23 protein-coding genes are annotated in these 23,135 nt (G+C 55.2%); 4 read left to right on the forward strand and 19 right to left on the reverse strand.

What is annotated here, in order from left to right; translation table 11 throughout:
• Positions 1-4 precede the first annotated feature (4 nt).
• From pheS to GN111_RS19195, 6 genes are all read right to left on the reverse strand, one after another.
• Complete coding sequence (gene pheS / locus GN111_RS19170) at positions 5-976, reverse strand: phenylalanine--tRNA ligase subunit alpha (RefSeq protein ID WP_231715806.1); 972 nt, start codon at positions 974-976, stop codon at positions 5-7.
• A 185-nt stretch (positions 977-1,161) separates the two neighbouring features.
• Positions 1,162-1,512, reverse strand: coding sequence for a 50S ribosomal protein L20 (gene rplT / locus GN111_RS19175; RefSeq protein ID WP_155305292.1), 351 nt, complete (start codon positions 1,510-1,512; stop codon positions 1,162-1,164).
• 133 nt (positions 1,513-1,645) lie between these two features.
• Positions 1,646-1,843 carry a 50S ribosomal protein L35 gene (rpmI, locus tag GN111_RS19180; protein WP_155305293.1) on the reverse strand — a complete coding sequence of 66 codons (198 nt, stop codon included), beginning with the start codon at positions 1,841-1,843 and terminating at the stop codon, positions 1,646-1,648.
• A 222-nt stretch (positions 1,844-2,065) separates the two neighbouring features.
• Positions 2,066-2,584, reverse strand: coding sequence for a translation initiation factor IF-3 (gene infC / locus GN111_RS19185; RefSeq protein WP_155305294.1), 519 nt, complete (start codon positions 2,582-2,584; stop codon positions 2,066-2,068).
• Between the two features lie 232 nt (positions 2,585-2,816).
• A complete protein-coding gene (locus GN111_RS19190) occupies positions 2,817-3,347 on the reverse strand; it encodes a nucleoside deaminase (protein WP_231715496.1) in 531 nt (176 codons plus the stop codon).
• Positions 3,344-3,898: a type I restriction enzyme HsdR N-terminal domain-containing protein gene (locus GN111_RS19195; RefSeq protein ID WP_155305295.1), complete on the reverse strand. Its 555-nt coding sequence runs from the start codon at positions 3,896-3,898 to the stop codon at positions 3,344-3,346. The genes GN111_RS19190 and GN111_RS19195 overlap by 4 nt, the downstream gene beginning before the upstream one ends.
• A gap of 190 nt (positions 3,899-4,088) precedes the next feature.
• Between GN111_RS19195 and GN111_RS19200 the strand changes: the two genes are divergently transcribed.
• From GN111_RS19200 to GN111_RS19210, 3 genes are read left to right on the forward strand one after another with little or no spacing between them, the layout of a single operon-like run.
• Positions 4,089-5,144, forward strand: coding sequence for a deoxyguanosinetriphosphate triphosphohydrolase (locus tag GN111_RS19200; RefSeq protein WP_155305296.1), 1,056 nt, complete (start codon positions 4,089-4,091; stop codon positions 5,142-5,144).
• A gap of 20 nt (positions 5,145-5,164) precedes the next feature.
• Positions 5,165-5,803 (forward strand): hypothetical protein, encoded by a 639-nt coding sequence (locus GN111_RS19205; protein ID WP_155305297.1) that lies wholly within the window; start codon positions 5,165-5,167, stop codon positions 5,801-5,803.
• A complete protein-coding gene (locus GN111_RS19210) occupies positions 5,790-6,569 on the forward strand; it encodes a YkgJ family cysteine cluster protein (RefSeq protein ID WP_155305298.1) in 780 nt (259 codons plus the stop codon). The genes GN111_RS19205 and GN111_RS19210 overlap by 14 nt, the downstream gene beginning before the upstream one ends.
• A gap of 42 nt (positions 6,570-6,611) precedes the next feature.
• On the opposite strand, the gene GN111_RS19215 is transcribed toward GN111_RS19210, so the two are convergent.
• The 10 genes from GN111_RS19215 to GN111_RS19260 form a co-directional block, all read right to left on the reverse strand.
• Entirely contained in the window at positions 6,612-8,279 is a 1,668-nt protein-coding gene (locus GN111_RS19215; protein WP_155305299.1) for a Na/Pi cotransporter family protein, read from the reverse strand.
• 215 nt (positions 8,280-8,494) lie between these two features.
• Positions 8,495-8,962 (reverse strand): YcgN family cysteine cluster protein, encoded by a 468-nt coding sequence (locus GN111_RS19220; protein WP_155305300.1) that lies wholly within the window; start codon positions 8,960-8,962, stop codon positions 8,495-8,497.
• A complete protein-coding gene (locus GN111_RS19225; RefSeq protein ID WP_155305301.1) occupies positions 8,952-10,112 on the reverse strand; it encodes a 4Fe-4S dicluster domain-containing protein in 1,161 nt (386 codons plus the stop codon). Before GN111_RS19225 ends, GN111_RS19220 begins: the two co-directional genes overlap by 11 nt.
• An 18-nt stretch (positions 10,113-10,130) precedes the next feature.
• Positions 10,131-11,984, reverse strand: a complete 1,854-nt coding sequence (gene nhaD, locus GN111_RS19230) for a sodium:proton antiporter NhaD (RefSeq protein ID WP_155305302.1) — start codon at positions 11,982-11,984, stop codon at positions 10,131-10,133.
• Between the two features lie 286 nt (positions 11,985-12,270).
• The gene (locus GN111_RS19235) at positions 12,271-12,987 is read right to left on the reverse strand and encodes a lytic transglycosylase domain-containing protein (RefSeq protein WP_197740385.1); all 717 of its coding nucleotides are present in this window, start codon (positions 12,985-12,987) and stop codon (positions 12,271-12,273) included.
• Positions 12,988-13,241: 254 nt separating this feature from the next.
• Positions 13,242-13,949 carry an ABC transporter ATP-binding protein gene (locus tag GN111_RS19240; RefSeq protein ID WP_155305303.1) on the reverse strand — a complete coding sequence of 236 codons (708 nt, stop codon included), beginning with the start codon at positions 13,947-13,949 and terminating at the stop codon, positions 13,242-13,244.
• Positions 13,942-14,733 (reverse strand): ABC transporter ATP-binding protein, encoded by a 792-nt coding sequence (locus tag GN111_RS19245; RefSeq protein WP_155305304.1) that lies wholly within the window; start codon positions 14,731-14,733, stop codon positions 13,942-13,944. Before GN111_RS19245 ends, GN111_RS19240 begins: the two co-directional genes overlap by 8 nt.
• Positions 14,734-14,741: 8 nt before the next feature.
• A complete protein-coding gene (livM, locus tag GN111_RS19250; protein WP_155305305.1) occupies positions 14,742-15,974 on the reverse strand; it encodes a high-affinity branched-chain amino acid ABC transporter permease LivM in 1,233 nt (410 codons plus the stop codon).
• Positions 15,975-16,029: 55 nt separating this feature from the next.
• On the reverse strand, positions 16,030-16,932 hold the full coding sequence (locus tag GN111_RS19255) for a branched-chain amino acid ABC transporter permease (RefSeq protein ID WP_155305306.1): 903 nt from the start codon (positions 16,930-16,932) through the stop codon (positions 16,030-16,032).
• Between the two features lie 89 nt (positions 16,933-17,021).
• Positions 17,022-18,149, reverse strand: a complete 1,128-nt coding sequence (locus GN111_RS19260; RefSeq protein ID WP_155305307.1) for a branched-chain amino acid ABC transporter substrate-binding protein — start codon at positions 18,147-18,149, stop codon at positions 17,022-17,024.
• Positions 18,150-18,563: 414 nt separating this feature from the next.
• Here GN111_RS19260 and GN111_RS19265 point away from each other — a divergent pair, with 414 nt between their 5' ends.
• Positions 18,564-19,421 carry an NAD(+)/NADH kinase gene (locus tag GN111_RS19265; RefSeq protein ID WP_155305308.1) on the forward strand — a complete coding sequence of 286 codons (858 nt, stop codon included), beginning with the start codon at positions 18,564-18,566 and terminating at the stop codon, positions 19,419-19,421.
• 198 nt (positions 19,422-19,619) lie between these two features.
• Here GN111_RS19265 and GN111_RS19270 read toward each other — a convergent pair whose 3' ends face one another.
• The 3 genes from GN111_RS19270 to GN111_RS19280 form a co-directional block, all read right to left on the reverse strand.
• Positions 19,620-20,678 carry a 4Fe-4S dicluster domain-containing protein gene (locus tag GN111_RS19270; protein WP_155305309.1) on the reverse strand — a complete coding sequence of 353 codons (1,059 nt, stop codon included), beginning with the start codon at positions 20,676-20,678 and terminating at the stop codon, positions 19,620-19,622.
• 19 nt (positions 20,679-20,697) lie between these two features.
• On the reverse strand, positions 20,698-21,330 hold the full coding sequence (locus tag GN111_RS19275; RefSeq protein WP_155305310.1) for a TetR/AcrR family transcriptional regulator: 633 nt from the start codon (positions 21,328-21,330) through the stop codon (positions 20,698-20,700).
• A 350-nt stretch (positions 21,331-21,680) separates the two neighbouring features.
• Positions 21,681-23,084 (reverse strand): amidophosphoribosyltransferase, encoded by a 1,404-nt coding sequence (locus tag GN111_RS19280; protein WP_155305311.1) that lies wholly within the window; start codon positions 23,082-23,084, stop codon positions 21,681-21,683.
• Positions 23,085-23,135 lie beyond the last annotated feature (51 nt).

Consider the following 23,135-nt stretch of genomic DNA (forward strand, 5'->3'; position numbering starts at 1 on the left):
TCCCTTAGAATTGACTCAGAAATCGGTAGTCGTTGTCGAAATAGCGCCGGATATCGTCGATACCGTACTTCAGCATAGCGATGCGCTCCACGCCCATACCGAAAGCGAATCCCGTGTATCGGCTGGTGTCATACCCCACGTTTTCGAACACCGCCGGATGGACCATGCCGGAACCCAGCACCTCGAGCCAGCCGGTGTGCGAGCAGACCCGGCAGCCTTTTCCACGGCAGATCACGCAGCGGATATCCACTTCGGCACTGGGTTCGGTAAAGGGAAAAAAACTGGGCCGAAACCGCAAGGTGGTCTGATCGTCGAACATTCGATGGATGAAAGCGGTCAGGGTCCCCTTGAGGTCGGAAAAAGAAACCTTGCGGTCCACCAGCAACCCCTCCACCTGATGAAACATGGGGGTGTGGGTCAAATCGGAATCGCAGCGGTACACCTTGCCGGGAGCGATGATGCGCACCGGTGGCTGCTGCTTTTCCATCACCCGCGGCTGGGTGGGAGAGGTGTGGGTACGCAAAACCACATTGTCGGACACGTAAAAGGTGTCCTGCATGTCCCGGGCAGGATGGTTCTTGGGGATGTTAAGGGCCTCGAAATTGTAGTAATCGGATTCCACTTCCGGACCTTCAACCACGTCGAATCCCATTTGGGAGAAAATATCGCAGATGCGGTTGGTGATCTGGGTAATGGGGTGCAAAGAACCCCTTGCCGGCATTCGGCCCGGCAGGGAGACGTCGATGCGGTCCGTCACTGCTTTGGACGCCTCTTTGGAACACGCCTGCGCCTTTTGGAAGGCTTCTTCCAGCGAACGCTTGATTTCGTTGGCCCTTTTACCGGCTTGGGGACGCTCCGCGGCGGGAAGCTTCGAAATATTTCTCAAAAATTGCGTGATGCTGCCCTTCCTGCCGAGGTATTGGGTGGCAAGCCGGTCGATCGCTTCGGAATCGGTCGCCGAAGCCAGGTCCTTCATGGCATCCGCATATATCCGTTCTATGATGTTTTCCACAATCGTCGCTCTGTATGGTAATGGATTTTCGCTTTTTCCCCATCCCACCGAAGGGGCGGGACGGGGAATGCGGTCGTCTTCACGGTTGCAAAGGGGGAAAACAGCGGGAGGTATCGAAGGGCGGCATGGCCGCGACAGGAAAACCCGGCCTACCCCTGCTGAGATGCCAGCGCGGCAATCTGGGCAAACCCGGAGGGGTCGGATACTGCCAGATCGGCAAGCACCTTGCGATCCAGATTCACATCGGCTTTTTTCAGACCGCTGATAAAGCGGCTGTAGGACAGATCGTTCATACGCGCTGCGGCGTTGATGCGGGCGATCCACAGCCGACGGAACTGGCGTTTGCGCTGCTTGCGGTCCCGGTAAGCATACTGCAGCGCCTTATCCACGGAATCCGCCGCCGTCCGAAACAGCTTGCTGCGGCCACCGCGAAATCCCTTGGCCAGTTTCAATACTTTTTTGCGACGTCTTCTCGCTTTGAATCCTCTTTTAATTCGCATAATTTCATCTCCTTGAACGCCGGCTTCGCTGCCGTGCGGCCCCGATATCGTCAATCCGATGCCAAAACCATGAAGCCTGCTGATGTTATTCTTTTTCCGTATTTATTCACGAAAAGGCACTGCCAAAACAGGCTCACCCGTTGGGCAGCAACAGCCGGATCTCTCGCATATCGCTTTTCTTGACCAGTTGCATCTTCTTCAACGACCGTTTCCGTTTTCGGGTCTTGCTGGTCAGGATATGGCTGTGGTGAGACTTTGAAAACGTGTATCGGCCGGAGCCGGTTTTTTTGAAGCGCTTGGCAGCCGCCCGGTTGGTTTTGATTTTCGGCATGATCTCTCTCCTAAAACAAAAAGTGTTTCCTAAACGGTATCGAAACGGCCAACCCCTTGAACCGTTCGAGTCAATTAACGATCCTCATCCGTATCTTAAAAATGGATGGCGTGAACGAAAAACCTGCGTTCACGCCAGCTCGTACGACAGCATGTTTCTTATTGCGCGGGCTACCGACCCCGGGATGCCGGGGGGCCACAATTCCCTTGCGGGTTGCCGGCTTTATCTGGGCGCCAGCACCATCATCATCGTCCGCCCCTCGAATTTGGGGTATTGTTCAACAACGGCAATTTCTTCCAGTTCTTCGGCGATGTATTGCAGCAGTTCTCTGCCGCGGTCTGAAAGCGTGATTTCCCGCCCCCGAAACATCACAGTGACCTTGACCTTGTCTTTACGGTCAATGAATTTGCGGATATGTCCCATCTTTGTCTCGAGATCATGCTCGCCGGTTTTAGGCCGGACCTTGATCTCTTTGATCTGAAAGGTCGTCTGCTTTTTCTTGGCCTCTTGCTGTTTTTTGGTCTGCTCGTATTTGAACCGCCCGTAATCCATGATTTTGCATACCGGCGGTTTCGCGTTGGGCGAAATCTCAACAAGATCCAAACCGTAGTCGTTTGCTTGGGCCAATGCCTGATGAATCGGAAGAATACCAACCTGGTTGCCTTCGGGATCGATCAGGCGGACTTCCCTCACCCGGATGCCCTGGTTGATACGCGTGGTATCGGGACGCCTCCTATCCATGTTTCTATATCTGGGACCAGCTATGCTTTCACCTCCTGAAGACCTGTACGTTAACCCCCCTTCGGCCCGAAATTCCGGTGGGTGCCGGCGTGTACTCGACAATGTTTCACCGGGCCGATTCGCAAACAGCAATCCAATACTAAACTTTTTTCAAATATAGGACGCGGCCGTCAAATGCAAGAAAAAAATGGGGAAACCGCATGAAAACCATAGATTGAAACCGGTATTGCGTTTACCCGGGCAGTTGATCCAACGTGTAGCGGCACAACAGGCTGTCCGCCCAGTAAGGGTTCCCGGAATCGGCAAAAAAAAGGCGAAAAAGCGCCAGGCTTTGTTCTCTGAGCACACCAGCGGTTATTGTCAGCCGGGCATCGCGGTACAGGGGCGCAAGACCGGATCGGTCACAACCGGTTCCCCCGCCCATAACATCCTCATAGGCATAAACGATTCTGTCGATACCGCTGAGCAATATGGCCGAAAAACACATCAGGCAGGGTTCCATGGTACTGTAGAGCGCCAGGGTGGAACGGTCAAGGTCCGGATGGCATCGATTCAGCTGCCGGATGGCGTTGATTTCGGCATGGTCGATTTCGTTGCCCTGCCCCGTCGAAGTTCCCAAGCGGTGCCCCTCGGCCACGACCGTGTCGCCGACGGCGATCACGCATCCGACGGGAAACTCGCCGTTCGAAAGGGCCTGACGGGCAAGCGCAAGTGCCCGAGTCATCATTCGCGTATCCGTATCCGATGGGGGTTGCCTGGTCATGCGATCCTGCAGGTACTGTCGTCACAGGGACAACTGCCCTCGATTTCAAATGCGTAAACGATTCTTGCCTCCATCTCACGCCGGTGGTCAGACACAGGCTCGAACTCTATCCCGTCCAGTTGTTGCGCCAGGATCTTACGGGATGGAATCCCATCGAACCCCGTTGCGGTCAGTGCGCCGCTGACACCGTCGAGGATGTCCGCCGATTCGCCATTGGTCACCACGACCACGGGCACCTGATGCGGTGCAACCAATCGGGATATGGCCAACGTCGGCCGGTGGCGGGTCACCAGGGAACCGGGTGCATATTTAATCACCATGGTCGTGCGACCGTCAACTGCAATCGTAAAATCCACCGTCAGCTTCCCTTTCCGGTCGCCGGCGGTCACCACCAGTGACTTGCGTGGCGCGATATCCGCCTTGGCATAGCCTTTTTCCTCCACAAGAAAACGGGCGATTTTCTGGCGGTAGCGCTCATCGTGCGTATCCGCCAGCACCTTACCGGTGACATAGTCCTCAAGCTCGCCCAGTATCAAATGATGTCCTGCCATGGGATCGGTCCTTTCATGCAAAGGCTCTGCTTGCAGGCCAACCTTCCTTGTCGCCTTGTAAAAAGATACCGCTTTACAAAGCGTTATGTCTATGAATAGATACGCTGAAGCCCCAACAGCATTGCCCGAAATGGAGCTTTTATGACCGATTAACATAATACCGCGATGCTGAAATCACAAGCCAGGCGCCATGAACATCCGGGAACAGTTCGAAAAACGAGAGGCCAACTTCTTGTCCCCCTTTGGCTGCCAGAGTGCCCATAGCCGCGGCCGAATGAACCCTGAGGAACCGTGCCCCATCCGCACCGCCTTCCAGGTGGACCGCGACCGCATCGTTTACTGCAACGCCTTCAGGAGATTGAAGCACAAGACCCAGGTATTTCTCAATCCGCTGGGAGACGAATACCGTACGCGGCTGACTCACACGCTGGAGGTCTCCCAGATCGCCCGCACCATTACCCGGGCCATGTTTTTAAACGAAGATCTGGCCGAGGCCATCGCCTTGGGGCACGATCTGGGGCATACGCCTTTTGGGCACGGCGGCGAAGCCGTGCTTCAGGAAATTCACTCCCCGGAATTCAGGCACCACAAACAAAGCCTTCGGGTGGTGGACGCCATCGAGAACAACGGCCGGGGATTGAACCTGACCCACGAGGTTCGCGACGGCATTCTCAAACACTCCAAGGGATACGGCAAGATCCTTCCCGACAATCCCGATGAACTGGCCTGCACCATGGAAGGACGCATCGTACGGATATCAGACATCATGGCCTACCTGAATCACGATCTGGACGACGCCGTGCGCAGCGGCGTTGTCCGGGAAAGCCAGGTGCCTGAAGTCTGCGTGCGGGTCATCGGTCGGACCCACCAGGAGCGGGCCACGACCATGATCCGGGACCTGATCTTTTCCAGTCGGCCGGCCGGAGGCGAATTGAAGCTGGCCATGAGCAACGAGGTGTTCGGGGCCATGACCACCCTGCGGACCTTTCTATACGAAAATGTGTATCGATCGGCTCGCGTCCACCGCGAATTCATCAAGGCCAAAAAAATACTGTCCGAACTTTACGCCTATCTGCTGGAAAACGAAGCGGTCTTCGAAAAGGAACTCACCCGCATGGGCATTGCTGGCTGCATGGACAACGGCCAACCCCGGGAACAGGTGGTTTGTGACTTTATCGCCAGCATCACCGACCGTTATGCCCTCAACCTCTACGAAAAGATCTTCTTCCCTTCTCCCACGGTCTGACAGCCTGGCAAGGAAAACCAATGGCCACAAACCTGAATCCCGACCGTTTTGCAGCCGCCAGAGACCGCTATCTCCCCTTGCTCGACCGATTGGCCTCGCTTTTTGAACAGATGGACGCCGCCTATGCCGCCGTTGCCGGGCAGTATGGATTTCAATGCAATGGATGCGCTGACAACTGCTGCCGGACCCGATTCTATCACCACACACTGATCGAGTATCTTTACCTGATGGAAGGCATAAACGCTTTGGACGCAGACACGGCAGGGGAAACTCATCTGCGGGCCCGGCAGGTTTGCGAAAAGATGGCCGACGCAGATCGTCAGGGAAAAAGCTTTTTCATGATGTGTCCGCTGAACCGGGATGAACAGTGCATCCTTTATTCCTGCCGCCCCATGATCTGCCGGCTCCACGGCATTCCCCATGAATTACGGCGCGCCGATGGCAGCGTGGTGAAAATGCCGGGTTGCGATGCCTTTTTCTCGCAATGCCGGGATCGCGGCAAAACCGACTATATTCGATTCGACCGCACCCCCCTTTACCGGCAGATGGCCATGCTGGAAAGAGAACTTCGCCTGGCAACGGGAGTGGACGACCCGATCAAGCTTACCGTTGCCCAGATGCTGGCGACCCCAACCGGAGGACCCTGTGAAATCGATTGATCCGAAAGACATGAATCGGCTGCCCGGAAAACCGCTGGCTTCATCCGACCGCTTTCGTTTCCGATGCCACGAGGGCCTGGAATGCTTCAACCGGTGCTGCCGGAACCTCAACCTCTTTCTCTATCCCTATGACGTCATCCGCCTGAGAAAACATCTCGATCTGGATTCCGACCGGTTTCTCGACCGGCATGTGGATGTGGTGCTGCGTGAAGGCAATTTTTTTCCGGACGTGCTGCTGCGCATGGCCGACAACGCGTCCAAAACCTGCCCCTTTCTCAGCGAGAAGGGGTGTACGGTATACCCGGATCGTCCCGATACCTGTCGCACATTTCCGGTGGAGCAGGGCCTTTTGTTCCAAGAGCAGCCCGGTAGTGAGGAAATTGTCAGCTTTTTTCGGCCGCCGGATTTCTGTCTGGGGCAGCACGAAGACCAGGAACTGACGCTGGACCAATGGGCCGAAGATCAGCAGGCCGTGACATACAACCGCATGACCGCCAGGTGGGCGGCCGTCAAGGCCTTGTTCCACAACGATCCCTGGGGCCCGGAAGGGATCGACGGCCCCAAAGGGAAAATGGCCTTTATGGCCGCCTACAATATCGACCGGTTCCGCGATTTTGTGTTCCAGAGCAGCTTTTTAAAACGCTATCGCATCAAAAAGGCACTGGCCCAAAAGCTCCGGGTCAGCGATCGGGAACTGATGCTTTTCGGCTTCGACTGGATTCGATACTTCGTCTGGGGGATTGCTTCCAAAAACATCCGGGCGTGAAAACGACTCTTTCGCTACCAAATATCAGCTTTGAGCTTTCAGCTATTTTTTGCCCGCTACCGCTTCGGCAATATTAAAGCAATAATCGCCGATTTTCTCCAGGTTGGTCAGCAGATTGACGTAAATGAGCCCCTGGTCGAGACCGCATTCGCAGGAACGCAAGCGCTGAATATGGTCGTCGCGGAATTTCTCGCGCATGGCGTCGATGGTATTTTCAATGATGTCGGCCTGGGTCATGAAGTTGGACGGGAGCTGGCGCATGGCCGAGGTGACCAGATCCACGAACGCACCCACTTTTTCCACAAGCTGATTCAAATCGTTTTGGGCGCTTTCCGTGAAAGTCAGATCGCTTTCAAGCATGTCCTCGAGGGCCTGGGCGATGTTTTCCACGGAGTCGCCGACGCGTTCGATGTTGTTGGTCATGCGCATCAGGCTGGAAATCTCCTTGGCTTCGGATTCGCTCACATCGCTCTGGTAAATCCGGGTAAGATAGGCCATGATCTCCCGCTGCATGTCGTCCAGATGATTCTCTATCTGCCGCCATTTGGCCAGCTTCTTGTAATCCCTGTCCGTCAGTCGCTTTACCGTTTTTCGGAACATGTATCGGGCTGTTTCAGACATGCGCAGGATCTCGCTGCGGGTTTCCACGATGGCGGCAATGGGGGTGTCGATAAGTCGGTCGCCGAAGTTGGGTAGTCGGTAGTAATCGATCTCTTCCGACTCTTTGGGCGACAGCAAAATGGCCACCTTGATCAGCCAGGGCAGCACCAGCAGAAAAAACGAGGCGTTGATCACATTGAACATGGTGTGCCCGTTGGCAATATAGCGGGCGATGTTGACCACGTCGTCTCCAACCACCTGGTCCACGGGCCCGGCTCCCATCCCAAGAGTCACGGTCTCCACAAGTTTGACGAACAGAGGGAAGATACAAAGCATGAGCGTCACACCGAGCACATTGAACATGGTGTGAGCCCGGGCTGCCCGGTGGGCATTGATATTGTTGGAACCGATGGTGGCCAGCTCGGCTGTGATGGTGGTGCCGATGTTTTCCCCCAGCACCAGGGCCATGGCGCCGGGGAAGGTCAGCAGCCCCTGGCCGGCCAGGGTCATGGTCAGCCCGATGGTGGCCGAGGAAGACTGTACCATGATGGTCAGTGCGGCCCCGACGACCACGCACAGCAGCAGCCCGCCAACGGAACTGGGGTCGAACTTGGTAAAAAAGTCCAGAAAGGCCGGGTCGCTTTTGATGGGGGAAAGGCCGTGTTTCATGACCGTCATGCCGTAGAAGAGCATGCCGAAACCCAGGATGACTTCACCGATATAGCGAGTCTTTTTCTGCTGTGTGAAATACTTGAGCACCACCCCCAGGGCGATGGCGGGAAGAGCCAGGCTGGTGAGTTTGAAGGCAATCAGTTGGGCGGTGACGGTGGTGCCGATGTTGGCGCCCAGAATCATGCCCACGGCCTGCTGCAGGGTCATCAGGCCGGCGGTTACGAAACCGATCAGCATGACCGTGGTGGCGGAAGAGGACTGCACCATGGCCGTGACCACTGTGCCGGTCAAACAGCCGATCACCCGGTTCGAGGACACCGCACTCAAAATAGCCTTGATCCGTTTTCCGGCGGTCATCTGAAGGCCTTCGGTCATCATCTTCATGCCGAGGATAAACATGCCCAACCCGCCGAAAGTGGTGAGTAACACCTTGACCATCGCATGCTCCAATCGCGGCCGCCCCGGAAAAAGCCGCCGGCTGTTTCTTTCCCGCTCACGCGGGAAGCGGTAACCCGCTGTTAATGCGTATTAATTTATTTTTCAAATAGTTAATCTACGCGAAATGTTGGCCTGTTCTTACCATATACTCACTTGATGTCAAGCCTTGCGCGCCATGGAATTATGTATAAAAACTGATACTGCCTGGTAACGATTCAAATCCGGTATCCGATGGCATAATAACCCACATCCTCCGGATGGACATTCTCCTCGGAGATTGCCTTGTCCCGAACCGATATGCCGGCCCGATGAACCGATTCCGGGTCACCGGACACCAGCGGATGCCAGGGGGCCAGATCCTTGCCTTCGGCCAATCGCCGGTAGGTACAAGTTTTTGGAAGCCATCGCAATTTTGGAATCTGCTGCGGGGTCAGAACGAGACATTCGGGCACCAGGATGGTTCGATGGTCGTAGTCGGTGCATTGGCACGTCCGGGTATCCAACAGGTAACAGGAGACCCAGGTATACGTGACTTTACCGGTTTTGCCATCTTGGAACTTTTGGAGACAGCATCGACCGCAGCCGTCGCACAACGCTTCCCACTGCCGGCGGGTCATCTGTGCCAAGGATAGCGTTTTCCAGAAGGGTTGGGCAACGGGCGTTTCTTTTGGGTTATTTTCCATTCGCATTCGATTCTTTTTTGAACTTCCTGCCGGCGATATAACGGTCCCGCTGGGATCTTCCGATTAGGGCCGCAAAGGAAAGCGGGGTCAGCGTTTTGCGTTTCCAGGCTGTTCGCAGCAAAGCGACGGCCATGTTGGCAGGCACCGGGGACTGTTTTTCGCGGGGTTTGCGCTCCAACTTCAGGGCTCCGGCAGGACAGGTGGAGACACACAACCCGCAGCCAATGCAGCGCCGACCATCCAGCCGAACCCGGTTTCCCACCAAGCTGAGGGCGGCCATCTGACAGCGCTGGACACAGATCCCGCAGCCGGTGCATGCAGCGGCATCCAGTTGTACCGAGAAGGCGGCGGCCATCAGTTCGGCAGGCCTGGGATAGGTTTTCACGGTACGCAGCACCCCGCAGCAGCAGCCGCAACAGCAACAGATCCAGGCGGGATCACGGCTGTTGCTGGGTTGCAGGACCAGTCCGGCCCGGTCGGCCGTTTCAAGAAGGTCCAGGACGGTCTGTCGGTCCACCGGACGACCGATACCGGCTTGGATGAAATAGCTGCCAGCATCGCCAAAGGAAATACAGGTCTCCAGAGGACGGTCGCACCCTTGGCCGGCCAAGCGCCGCTCCTGGCGGCAGATGCAGGGGGCGACGACAAAATGCTCTTTCTTTTCAATTAATCGGGCGGCGGCCTCATGGGGCAGGATTGGCAATTGCGGGTCGATGCTGCGATTCACCGGGATGGTGCGCATCTGCGGCGCCCGCTGCCACGCTTTTGCATTAAAGAGGACCGGGATATAGGCCTCCATTTCGGCCACGAGTTCCGGATCCAGTCGATTGACCTGAAATTCCCAGATCCCCACCACAAACTGGGACGCCATGTAGCAGTCGGGTTTTCCCAGGCCGCTGTTTTTGAGAAGCAATCCCTTGCGCCACATGGCCTCAAGTATCGCTACTGCGGTATCGCTGTCCAGCCCGCACCGATAGGCGATCACATGAGCCGCTTCGGGGATCAGGGTCAATCGACAGGCCACCCTGGCCTCGGATTCGGTAAAGAGCCGTTTGAGGATGCGAAGCTCCACGCCGTCCGGGGTGGCCGGAAAGCCTCCGGGAAGCCTGTCCAGATGGCTGGCCAGCTCATGATATACCGTGTGCGCCATGCTTCGTTTTTTTTTACCCTACATCAAGTGCGCGTTGATGAACAGATGACAGACGATACTGGCCGCATACCCTAAAATAATGATCGGCGTCCATTTCAAATGGGTACCGAAGGTGTAGGTTCCCCGGGCCGTTCCCATCAGGGCCACGCCTGCCGCAGAACCGATCGAGAGCATGCTGCCACCCACCCCGGCCGTCAGGGTCACCAGCAGCCATTGGCCGTGGGACATGGCCGGGTCCATGGTGAGAACGGCAAACATCACCGGGATGTTGTCCACGATGGCCGAGAGGAATCCCACGATGACATTGGCCCAGGTGGCTCCCAAATCGTGGTACATATACTGGGAGATGGCGCCCAAGTAGCCGAACTGCGCCAGGCCGCCCACGCACAGAATGACCCCGTAAAAGAAGAGCAAGGTGTCCCATTCGGCCCGGGCGATCTTTTTCATCAAGTCGAAATGCTTGGCGGCCGCTTTTTTTTCGGTGAAATCCTCAAGCACCTCTACGGCACCCAGCACATTGCCGCTCTCATCTTTTACAGGTGCGCCGGTAAACGAGACCCATCGCCCCGAGTCTCCCAGGGTGGACACAAACCGCGAGGCTTCGTAGGCGCCGCTGATGTATTCGTTGCGAGTGAAGTTGCCCTCGTACTGCCGGTCGATCATTTTTTCAGGCATGTAGTTGAGCACCAGATCGGCCATTACCGGTTGCTGATCCTCATAAAACGGCTTCCACTGGTCACGGGTGCCCACCATCTCCCGGGCATTGCGGCCGGTAAAGCGCTCGCAGGCCTTGTTCCAGTGGGTAATGGTATGATCGATATCAATGGCAAAGGCCGGCAGATCGATCTTTTCGATAATCTGGGACAAATCCAACTTGCTTTTGGTAATTGTGGTAATCGGGTAGAGCGATTCGGCGCCCCGGGCACCCAGAATGTAATCGTAGCGTTCGGCGCGGCCTTCGTGCATTTTGATGTGGTAGGAAAGCGGTCCCAGAAAGCCCAGGCCCAGCATCATGCCGGCCACTGGCGGCAGATGCAGAAAATTGTGAAAACAGACCGCTGTAGCAATGGTCATCAGAAAAAAGGCCATGATGGCCTTGGCGCCGTATTTCATCTGTATGGATTCATCCAGGGTTTTGGGTGTCGCCTTTTCGATTGCCAGGCTCATAACCACCGCCGGAACCATCCAGTTCACCAAAGAGGGGATAAAAATTCGGAAAAATTCGGAAAACTGCACCTTGGCTTTCTGCCAGACCATGAGGGTGGTGATGTCGCCGAAAGGAGAAAAGGCACCCCCGGCGTTGGCGGCGACCACCACGTTGATGCAGGCCAGCGCCACGAATTTCTTATTGTCTCCGCCCACGGCCATGACCACGGCACCCATCAGCAACGCGGTGGTCAGGTTGTCGGCAATCGGGGAAATAAAGAAGGCCAGCAGGCCGGTCACCCAGAAAATCATCCGCAGCGAAAACCCCCTAGATACCAGGTAGGCCCGCAGCGCCTGAAACACGTTCCGTTCTTCCATGGCGTTGATATAGGTCATGGCGGCCAGTAAAAAAAGGAACAGTTCGGCATATTCCAGCAGACTGTGCTTGATGGCCTCGTGGGCCGTATGGGTATCGCCGATGCGAATATAGGCAACTGACAATAGCACCCAGATAATCCCGGCAGCCAGCAGCACCGGTTTGCTCTTGCGCAGGTGGATGTTATTTTCCAGAGGCACCAGCGAATAGGCCAGTACAAAAACAATGATGCCCAGGTAACCGTAAATCGTTCCAGTTAAATGGCTTTCTGCCGCCGCCGCGGGTCCTCCGCCGGCCCAGGCCAGCACGGGCGTCAACAACAGTAGTAAAAACCAACCGATTCGCTTCATGTCAACCTCGTAACTATTTTTAATTAAATACAATCGAAACAAAAGTCGCCAGGCTTTCAAATCGGCAGAACTGCGACCCGCTTGAAAACCGTCTCACAATCGTTATCCGTTAACCGGCTGAAAACTTGAGCCTGTTCATAGGCCAGGAAATCAACAAAAAAGGGCTACATATAAGTTATTGTTCTGGATATGACAACACTTTTCCGCAGGCATAACAAAAACCCGGGCCTGCCTGTCGTTGGCGGGTCCGGGTCTTGATGATCGATGGGATCGGGGGTGTCGAACGTCAGGCCAAACGACGAAATCCAGACTTGGCCTGCATCTTGAATTTTTCCTGGAACTTGAGCACCTTCTTGATGTAGTGCCGGGTCGCCTTGAAAGGAGGCACGCCCTCATAGTTGCGGACGTGCCGGGAGCCGGCATTATATGCGGCCAGGGCCAACTGCACATCGCCGTCGAAGCGGTCCAGCAACAATCTGAAATATCGCACGCCGCCATCGATATTTTCCTTGGGATCGTAAATATTGCGCACACCGAGGGCTTTGGCCGTCGACGGCATCAACTGCATCAATCCCCGGGCGCCTTTTTTCGACTTCGCCCTGGGATTGAACCCGGATTCCGCAAAAATAATGGCCCGTACCAGGTTGGGGTCCACTTCGTACCGCCCGGATACCTGCATGATAATCCCTTGAAAAGGAACGGTTTTCTCCGGCACTGCGCTATCCGCAGCCGATGATATCATGGCAACTGTTGCAGCTTTCCCGGGTGCCGAACCGATATCGGGCATCGCCAGTGCCGGATCACACCCGAAAGCGCCCGCACGGGAGGCAACCGCTGCCGGTTCAGGCAGAGGCACTAGAGATGACGGCGGCTGCGGCAGGATCAACTCGGGCAAGGGCGAGGTTGCCACCAAGGCTGCCGGTTTGCCTGCTGTGCAGGCAACCGCCAGCAAAACGGTGCAGGCGGCCACGGTTACCGAAAAAACGACTGCATCCTTTATCAAGGATACTTTTTTGAAAAAATATACATTTAAAGACATAAGGCGGCACATCATTAAAAGTTAAACACAAGAGGCGGCAATTCGCACCCACATTTACGGCAGCCTTAAAGCAAAAAGAATACCGCATTTGAAACGATACGTTTAATTAACCCTAAATAACAAAAGGTTATACCATTTTTAAAACGATTAATTTTTTTAAATGGGAAAAGCGGTCACCAAAAACAATGGCATTAAGACCACATTGAGAAGTATATTTCCTAAATTCCCAAATAGGCCTTTTTCACGTCCTCGTTGACCAGCAGACTTTCGGCGGCATCGGAAAGGGAAATCCGGCCGTTTTCCATTACGTAACCTCGATGGGCGACTTTCAGGGCCAAATTGGCATTCTGTTCCACAAGAAAAATGGTGGTGTTGTTTTCGCTGTTAATCTTACGAATGATCTCGAATATCTGCTTTACGACCAGCGGCGCCAGGCCCAGGGAGGGCTCGTCCATCAGAAGCAGCCGCGGGCGGGCCATCAGCGCCCTGGAAATGGCCAGCATCTGCTGCTCGCCGCCGCTCAGGGTGCCGCCGGCCTGGTTGCGCCGTTCGGCCAGAATGGGGAAAAGCTCGAAGACATAGTCGAGGTCCGACTTGACACCGTCCTTGTCTTCCCTCAAAAAGGCGCCCATATCCAGATTTTCCAATACGGACAGATAAGGAAAAATTCGACGGCCTTCCGGAACCTGGCTGATGCCCAAAGAGACGATCTTGTCCGGGTTCATACGGGCAATGGACTTTCCCATGAACCGCACCTCTCCCGAACGCGGCGGGACAATGCCGGAGATAGACATCAAGGTAGTGGTCTTGCCGGCGCCATTGGCACCGATCAGGGTGATGATTTCCCCTTCTTTGACCTCCAGACTGACCCCCTTTAGTGCCTGAATATTTCCGTAATAGGTATGGATATCAACGAGGCTAAGCATCGATTTCTTCTCCCAGGTAGGCTTTGATAACGGCTGGATTTTTTCGGATCTCAACAGGTGTGCCCTGGGCGATCTTTTTTCCGTAGTCCATGACAAAAATCCGGTCCGACAGGCTCATGACCAGCTTCATGTCGTGTTCGATGAGCAGGATCGAAATCCCCTCCGTTTCGCGGATTTTCAAAATCAGTTCATCCAGTTGGTGCGTCTCTTGAGGGTTCATTCCCGCGGCCGGCTCGTCCAGCAGCAGCATGAAGGGATCGGTGGCCATGGCGCGGGCGATTTCCAGACGCCGCTGGGCGCCGTAAGGCAAATTCTTGGCAAACTCGTTGACGTACTTTTCCAGTCCGATTTTCTTGAGGATCGCATAGCTTTTCTGAACCACCGCCTCCTCTTCCCGGCGCGTGGAGATCCCCCGCAGCACCGCCCCAAGGATGCCGGATTTCATGCGGCAATGGCAGCCGATCATCACATTTTCCAGCACGGTCATATTCTGAAAAAGACGGATGTTCTGAAAGGTCCTGGCCAGCCCACGTTCCGTTACCAGGTTGGGTTTGAGGCCATTGATGCGTTCGGTTTTTCCATCTTTTGCGGCAGTGATCAGGATATCTCCGGCACTGGGCTTGTAAATCCCGGTAATGCAATTGAAAAATGTCGTCTTGCCCGCACCGTTGGGGCCGATCAAAGCCACGATTTCACCCTGGCGGACATCCAGATCGATCTTGTCCAGTGCCCGCAGGCCGCCGAAATCCATTGTCAGTTGTTTTACGTCGAGTATCGGTTCCATATGCCTGTCTATTCTGTCGGGCTCAACAATGCCCCTTCAGGTTCAATCTCTCTGTATTGATATGTCCGCCTTGTCGTTTCCACGATGCCTCCGGGCCGGAACACCATCATCACCACCAGAACGGCACCGTATACCAGAATGCGGTATTCCGAAAGAAAACGCAGGTATTCGGGCAAAAGGACAAGAATGAAGGCGCCGACGATGACCCCGACGATGGACCCCATTCCACCCAGCACCACCACACAGAGGATGTTGATGGATTCCCACAGGGTGAAACTGGCCGGGTTGATGAAGGTGGTTTTGGCGGCGAACACTACCCCGGCGAATCCGGCCCATGTGGCTCCCAGGGCGAAGGCCATGAGTTTGGTCTTGCGCTTGTCGATGCCCATGGCCTGGCAGGCCACCTCGTCCTCGCGCAGGGCGATCCAGGCCCTTCCGATCCGAGAATTCTGCAACCGGTTGACGACGAAGATGGTAAACAGGCTCAAGCCGATCATGAGGAAATAGATGTAAATCGTGGCCTGTTCGATATTCATCTCCATGCCGAAGAATCCCGGTCGCGGAATATTGGCGATACCGCTGGGACCGAAAGAGAACTCATTCCAGTTTTCCATGATCAGGCGGATGATTTCGCCGAATCCCAGGGTAACGATGGCCAGGTAATCTCCCCGCAGCCGCAGCACGGGAAAGCCCAGAATGATGCCGAACATGGCCGCCAGCCCGGCACCGATGGCCAATACGGTCCAGAAGCCGAGCCCGAAATGGTAGTTGAGCAGGGCGTAAGAGTAGGCACCGACGCAGTAAAAAGCGGCATATCCCAAGTCCAGCAGCCCGGCGACGCCGACCACGATGTTGAGTCCCAGCCCCAGCAGGATATATATCATGGCCGTGATCATGATGTTGGTCTGGTAGATGGAAAAAACAAAGGGAAACGCCAGGGCTACACTGCAGATGACGATCAGGGCAGGCATGGTGAACCGACGGTCTTTGAGCAGCCGCTGGCTCAGGGTAACCCGGTCTATGCCGCTCTCAGATTTTTGGACGCCCTCTTCCTTGCGGCGGATCATGTACCGCCAGAGGGCACTGAGCAAAAAACTGCCCAGGCCGACGAGCAACAGATTGGCCCAGCGCCACTCGACAATGTTTTCGACCGTATTGACCCGAATAACCATGATGGGAAAGGTCAAAAACATGAACCACAGCGAGGCCAGGAAAGATTTTTTCAATTCGTTTGAAAGCATGGCGGTTACTGTTTCATTCTAAAATTCATATTTGAGAAGTTCGCCATAAGGCCGATCAGACCTTCTCCGTGGTCGAACGGCCCAGAATGCCGGCCGGCCGGAAGATCAGAATCAATACCAAAAAAACGAAGGCGAAGACATCCTCGTAATCGCTGGAAATGTATCCGGTGAAAAAAGACTCGGTCCAGCCAAGCACCAGCGAGCCCAGCACCGCTCCGGGAATGGAGCCGATGCCACCCAGCACCGCCGCCACAAAGGCTTTGATGCCCGCGATGAAACCGATGTAGAAATTGATTTGGCCGATGTGCGAGGCGATCAGCACCCCGCCGATGGCCGCGGTGGCCGAACCGATGATAAAGGTCATCGATATCACCCGGTTGACATCCACCCCCACCAGCATGGCCATCTCGCGATCCTGGGCCGTGGCCCGCATGGCCTTGCCGATCTTAGAGAACTTGATCAGAAAAGTCAGCAGGATCATGACGATGGTGGTGGTAATCAAAATCACAAGCTCCGGCGATCCGATGATGTGGGCCACGGGCTCCATAAAGGCAAAGTCGGGGATCAGCGCCGGGAAAGGCATAAAATCCGAGGTCTGGGCCAGAAGCACGTAGTTCTGCAGAAACAGCGACATGCCGATGGCGCTGATCAGCGCCGACAGGCGCGGGGCCTTGCGAAGCGGCTTGTAGGCAATTTTCTCCATGGTGTAGCCGTAGGCCGAGGAGTAGATTACCGCCGCCAGCGCAGCGATAAGCAAAATGGCGATCTGGTTCCATCCCAGCAAGGTAAGTACGCCGACCACGATCAGTGCGGTAAAGGCGCCGATCATGTAGATCTCGCCGTGCGCAAAGTTGATCAGCTCCACGATGCCATAAACCATGGTGTAACCCAGAGCGATCAGGGCGTAAATGCTTCCCCGGGTGAGCCCGCCCAGAAAAAGTTCGAAAAAGTATTCCATAATAGTTAACCGTCGTCAGGTAACCCATAAAAATTCAGGGGGTCAGACACCATCCGTCTGCCCCCTGAATCGTTGGTTCAAAACAACCCTTACTTCAATTCTACGTATACACCCTTTTGGACCTGATACATGGAAAATCCCACGCCGATGGCATCGCCTCGATCATCGAATCGAATTTTACCCAAGGGCGTTTCAACGTCCTTGGTCCGCAGCGCGTTGGTGACTGCCGCGTAATCCGTGCTGCCGGCTTGTTCGATGGCGTTCAGCAGGGCAATGGCGGCCGAGTAGGCGTTCAGGTAGAACGCACCCGGATCGGCGCCGTAGGTTTTCTTATGGGCTTCATTGGCGGCGATGGCCATGGGGTTTTGGGAGACATCCTTGGGACCGGTGGCATAGACGCCTTCCGCGTATTTCTGAGCGACTTTGATAAAGGTGTCGTCCTTCACGCCATCGTCGGAAATAAAAATGGTGTCCATTCTCTTTTTACGCATCTGGGTTACGATTTTCGAGGCTTCCGGATGGTAGCCGCCGAAAATCACGGCCTCGGCCTTGCTTCTTTTAATCTTCTGAACGACGGCACTGTAGTCCACGGCACCGGGGGTAATGCCTTCGTACAGAACCACTTCTGCCCGCGGATCCTTTTCGAGAAAGGCCTTGGCGAACTCGGCCAGGCCCTTGCCGTAATCGCCTTTGTCATGCAGAACGGCAATTTTTTTCAATTTCAAAACGTCCAGGGCAAAGTCTACTTCCAGACGCGCCTGGGCATCGTCGGATGCGATGGTACGGAAAAAGTTGGGATAGTCGCCGCTCTGGGTCAGCGCGGGGTTGGTTGCCGAGGGGGACATGACCGGAATATTGGAGTCTTTATAGATTCCCAAGGCCGCTTTGGTCGCACCTGAGCAGATGTGCCCCAATACGACATGCACCCCTTCGGATACCAGTTTGGTGGCTGTATTGGTGGCCACTTCCGGCTTGCAAACGTCGTCCTCCACCAACAGTTCCACCTGTTTGCCGAGCACGCCGCCCTTGGCATTGATATCTTTGACCACCAGTTCGGCGGCCTTGATGGTCGGGATGCCGTAAGAGGCCAGGTCACCGCTGTGAGGGCCGGCAACACCGAGTTTGATGGTGTCGGCCGCAATGGCGGTACCAGTGGCGAGCATGAAAACACCGACAACTGCGACAACAAGGAATTTACCTAAACGATTTTTCATCATGCCTCTCCTTCAATTGTGTTTTGGTGAATGATCCCCTCCAAAGAAAACGTTCTTTTTATAGCCTTCTCATGGGTCAGTCAAGCATTGACCCCCATACAATATGCGAAAACACCCCCCATTGCGTCCAAGCATCGGCAAGGATCCATTGGTATCAAATGGTTATGCCATCGCTTGATAATTCTATGAAAAATGCCTGTCTGGTGTCATCCCCGGGGGGGCGGGGATCCGGCCGCTCCATGCATTGTAGGCGGCGCTGAAGTGTTTTTGTTGAATCCAATTCATTTTTTTACACAACAAAAACAAATATATGTTCTCCGATGGGACGATGTCAACAGCATTCCATCCCGACCTGCGTATGCCCACCCCTGACCGTTGAAACTTGCTCTGGCAATCAAACCCATGTATGAGAGAATCATGAAAAAGCAAATCGGCCTGGTCATTAAAGATGAGGACAACGCCCGGCAGCAGGCGGATCGGTTCGAGCAGTGGCTGACCGACAGAGGCGTGGGTGTCATCCGAAAAGAGAGCCGCCTTCCCAAAGAAGGATCGGGGAACGATTCACCGCCCTCACCTGAAGTGGCGCTGTTGTGTGTATTCGTTCTGGGCGGGGATGGCACTTTTTTGAGCGCCGTCCGCTGGATCGGCGATCGGCAGGTTCCCATCATCGGTGTAAAATTCGGTGAGGTCGGCTTTCTGGCGGAAACGACCGAGGACCGCCTTTACGCTGTGGCCGAAACAATCCTGGACAAGCCCTTTGCCACCCGACCGCAAATGCGGCTTCAGGTGGCGGTGCTGCGCGAAGGCGTTGAGATTGCCAGGGAATCGGCCTTCAACGATGTTGTCATCAACAAGGGGGCCCTGGCTCGCCTGGCTCGCATCCGTACCCACATCGACGACCAATTTCTCACCGACTACCGTGCCGACGGCCTCATCGTGGCCACCCCCACCGGTTCGACGGCCTACTCCCTGGCCGCCGGCGGACCCATCATCCATCCAAGCGTTCCGGGGATTCTCATCACGCCGATCTGCCCCTTTACCTTGACCAATCGGCCGCTGATCGTTCCCGATGCCGCCACGATCAAGATCCAGTTGGCCGAAGACACCTCGGACATCATGCTTACCTGTGACGGTCAGGTAGGGTTGAAAATCGACGAAAGGGACACGATCATCATTGCCCAAAGCCCTACACCAGTGCAGATGATCACCCTTCCCGGGCAGAACTATTTCGATGTTCTCAAAGCCAAACTCAAGTGGAGCGGCAGCCGCGTATAGTCGAGGATCGTGTATGGAAGTGCGAGTCGGCTGTTAAAAACGCAGAAACTGCCGGTCTTGTAAAAAGGTACATGGTTTTCAGCACCACTGGGTAGGGGCGAAAAATTTTTCGCCCCCACGATCTATATGAATAGCGGCAACGCTTGCACCAGCCAGGTAATAACAGGTATCGTGACTTTTTAGCAAAACAATCAAAGTCTACATCAGCCCCCTCTCCTGGGCGATATTCATATAAGTTTCAAAGACACTTTTCGGCGGAGTATAACGATCCTCCTCGGCTTTCTGTTTCAGCATCATGGCTTCGGTAGGGCAGTCGGTGACGCACAGCCCGCATCCGATGCAGCGGTCCAGCTCGACACGGGCGACCTCGTTCACCGTAATGGCATCCATCTGGCAGCGATCCACGCAAGCCTCGCAGCCGATGCAGGCTTCTTCGTCCACTTCGGCGTAGTAGTTCGTATGGACTACCCGAGCCGGCTTGTCTATTTTTTTCAGGTTCTTAAGCACCCCACAACAGCAACCACAACACATGCAGATATTCAATGATTTCTGCTGGTTGCCCGGCTGAAGCACCAGTCCGGCCTCGACGCCCTTTTTGAGAATCGCCAACGCCTCGGCCTTGTCGATCTCGCGCCCCAGTCCGTTTTGCTCGTAATAATATGCGCCGGCACCAAAAGATAGGCAGACCTCTTTGGGTTTGTCGCAACCCTTGCCGATCATTTTCTGCTCCTTGCGACAGATGCAGTCCGACACCACGATCTTAGACTGCTTGTTGATGATCTCCTCGGCGGCCTCAAAAGGCATGATCGCCATCTCGGCCGATACGCTCTTGGCCACCGGAACAACGCGCAACTGCTGGGTTTTGGTGGCCAGCAATCCTTTCTTCAGCAGGGTAGGCATGTATTCGTTGACATCCCGGATCAGGTCTTCATCCAGATCGTTGAGGTGGTATTCCCAGATACCAATAACAAACTGGGCCGCGCTGTATAAAAGAATCTCGCCCCTGGAGACCCGGAAAACCAGGCCCTTTTTGGCCATGTCGGCCAGCCTGTCGGCCAGGATGGTCTCATCCATCCCGGTGCGCTGGGCAATACCCGCCACCGGTTCAGGCATCATGGTCAGCAGGGTGGCCACTTCGGCCTCTTCCGGCGAAAAGAGCCGTTTTAGGATGCGCATTTCGACGCCCGATTCCGTCCGCGGGAAACCTGCGGGCAAATTGTCCAGATGCCGGGCCAGTTTTTCGTAGAGATCGGTCATGGAGTTCTCCTTGTGGTGTTTATATACCGTCCGGTATATTTTCGTGATGGGAGCATATTTCCTGAATCATCGCCTCCGCCGTGTCGATGGCATTAAGCATATAGGATGTTTCGCCGGTGACCTTGGCCAGCACGCTGCCGCCCTCGATCAGGGAAATGAGGATTTCGGCGGTATCGCGGACCTTAACGTCCGAGCGGAACATGCCTTCGGACTGACCCTTTTCGATCAAAGATACGATGCTCTGCTTCCATCTGGCCAGCACGCCCGTGGCCATTTTGCGCAGCACGGCATGGGTGTCGTCGGCTTCCACGCCGGTATTGAGGATGGGGCAGCCGCCGTAGGAAATGATCATGGGATAGATCTTAAGGAATCCCCGGGGGTAGGCCAGCAGTTTGTCCAGGGTTGAATCGGCGGCTTTCAGTTCCTTGGAAAAGAAATCGAAGATCAAATCGATGTTGTGCTGGAAGGCGTGCACGGCCACATCGTTCTTGTCCTTGAAGTTGCCGTAGATGCTTCCCTTGGTCAGGCCCGTAGCGGCGGTCAGGTCGGACATGGAAGTGCCGGCATACCCTTTTTTGTTGAAAATGGGGGCTGCGGTTTCGATGATGAACTGCCGGGTTTTCTCGGATCGTGGAGTAACGATTGATTTCATGAAGAGACAAATATACCACTCGGTATATTTTGTCAAACTTTAGCTGTGCGATTACGAATAGAAAGTAATCTTCTTGCGCTATAAACCCTGCTTTAAGGGTGTAGATTTCGACCCAGGACAAGGCCGCAGCGAGGTTGAAACCGCAGGCATAGTGGAACTACGTTGAGGATTTCGGCCGAGCACGCTCAGTGAAAAAAGGAAATCCATCTCAGTGTCCATCCAGAAATCGGCAAATTTGTTCGAGATCAAGGCTTGCGAGAAATTTACCCGCAGGCATATGGTTGATATTCTGAGGAGTATATTTTGAGCGTATCGCAGATATCGGGCAAATTTGCCATTTCTGGATGACACTAGGGATAGCTGCTGCCATCCCAACAGTGCGTGCACAACTTCCCCTTGGGCAACCCGATGGCCGCAATCAGATCATCCAGGTCCTGGTATTTCAACGATGTCAGATGAAGCTGCTCGCGAATGCGATCGATCATGGCCAAATTTTTTTCCGAACCGTGGCGGGCGTATTCATCAAGGTCGCGATCCTCGACCCCCTCCAGATCCGCAATCGCCTTGCGGCCCGCCAGATCCAATGTAGATCGGGAAGTGGAGAAATTGAGAAATTCGCAAGGATGGATCAGGCAGGGGCAGGCCGGCCGCATGTGCACCTCTTTCGCTCCGTATTGGAACAGGATCTGGACGTTGTCGCGCAGTTGGGTACCGCGTACGATGGAGTCTTCACAAAAAAGGATACGCTGTCCGTCGATGATCTGGCGGACGGGAATGAGCTTCATCCGTGCCACCAGATCACGCATGGACTGGTTCTGGGGCATAAAGCTGCGCGGCCAGGTGGGGGTGTATTTGACGAAAGGCCGACGATAGGGAAGTCGGCGCCGATTGGCGTAGCCGATGCCGTGGCCGATGCCCGAGTCGGGAATCCCCCCCACGAAATCCACTGGAATATCGTCGTTTTCGGCCAGGGCCGCACCGCAGCGGTTGCGCACCTCTTCAACGTTGATGCCCTCGTACTCCGACGCCGGATAACCATAGTAAACCCACAAAAAGGCGCAAACCTGCATGTCCTCTCCAGGGACCGCCTTCTGCTCCCATCCATCAGGGGAGATTTGAACCACCTCGCCGGGTCCCAGGCAATGGTCTACCTCGTAACCCAGATTGGGGAAAGCGCTGGTCTCCGAACTGACGGCATAGGCGCCCTCGCGACATCCGATGGTCAGCGGGGTGCGTCCCAGCCGGTCGCGGGCGGCAAACAGCCCCCGATCGGTAAGCAGCAGCATGGTGCAGGAGCCCTGGATGGCGGCTTGGGCGTTCTTGATTCCGTCCACGAGATTATCGGCTTCGCAAATCAGCATAGCCACCACTTCGGTGGGGTGGACCTGCCCGGCGGCGGTGTCTGAAAAAAAACTTTTACGGGCAAAGGCGCGCCGGACGAGATCCTCCTGGTTGTTGATTTTCCCAACGGTGACGATGCCGAAAGTGCCCAGGTGAGCGCCTACGATGAGGGGCTGCGGGTCGGTGTCGCTGATGACGCCGATCCCCAATCCGCCGTCGAAGCGGTTCAAATCCGGTTCGAATTTTGTGCGGAAATAGCTGTTTTCGATATTGTGAATGGCCCGCTGAATCTTCGTGCCGTTGCGCACGGCCATACCACCGCGGCGGGTGCCCAAATGGGAATGGTAATCCGTGCCGTAAAAAAGATCCGAAACGCAATCCGATGCCGAGGCAACGCCAAACACTCCTCCCATGCGATTCCCTTTCCGTTGGCAGCGGCTTTTTGCCTTGCCGCGAATTGGTTG

This window comes from Desulfosarcina widdelii (genome assembly GCF_009688965.1).
Taxonomy (GTDB): domain Bacteria; phylum Desulfobacterota; class Desulfobacteria; order Desulfobacterales; family Desulfosarcinaceae; genus Desulfosarcina; species Desulfosarcina widdelii.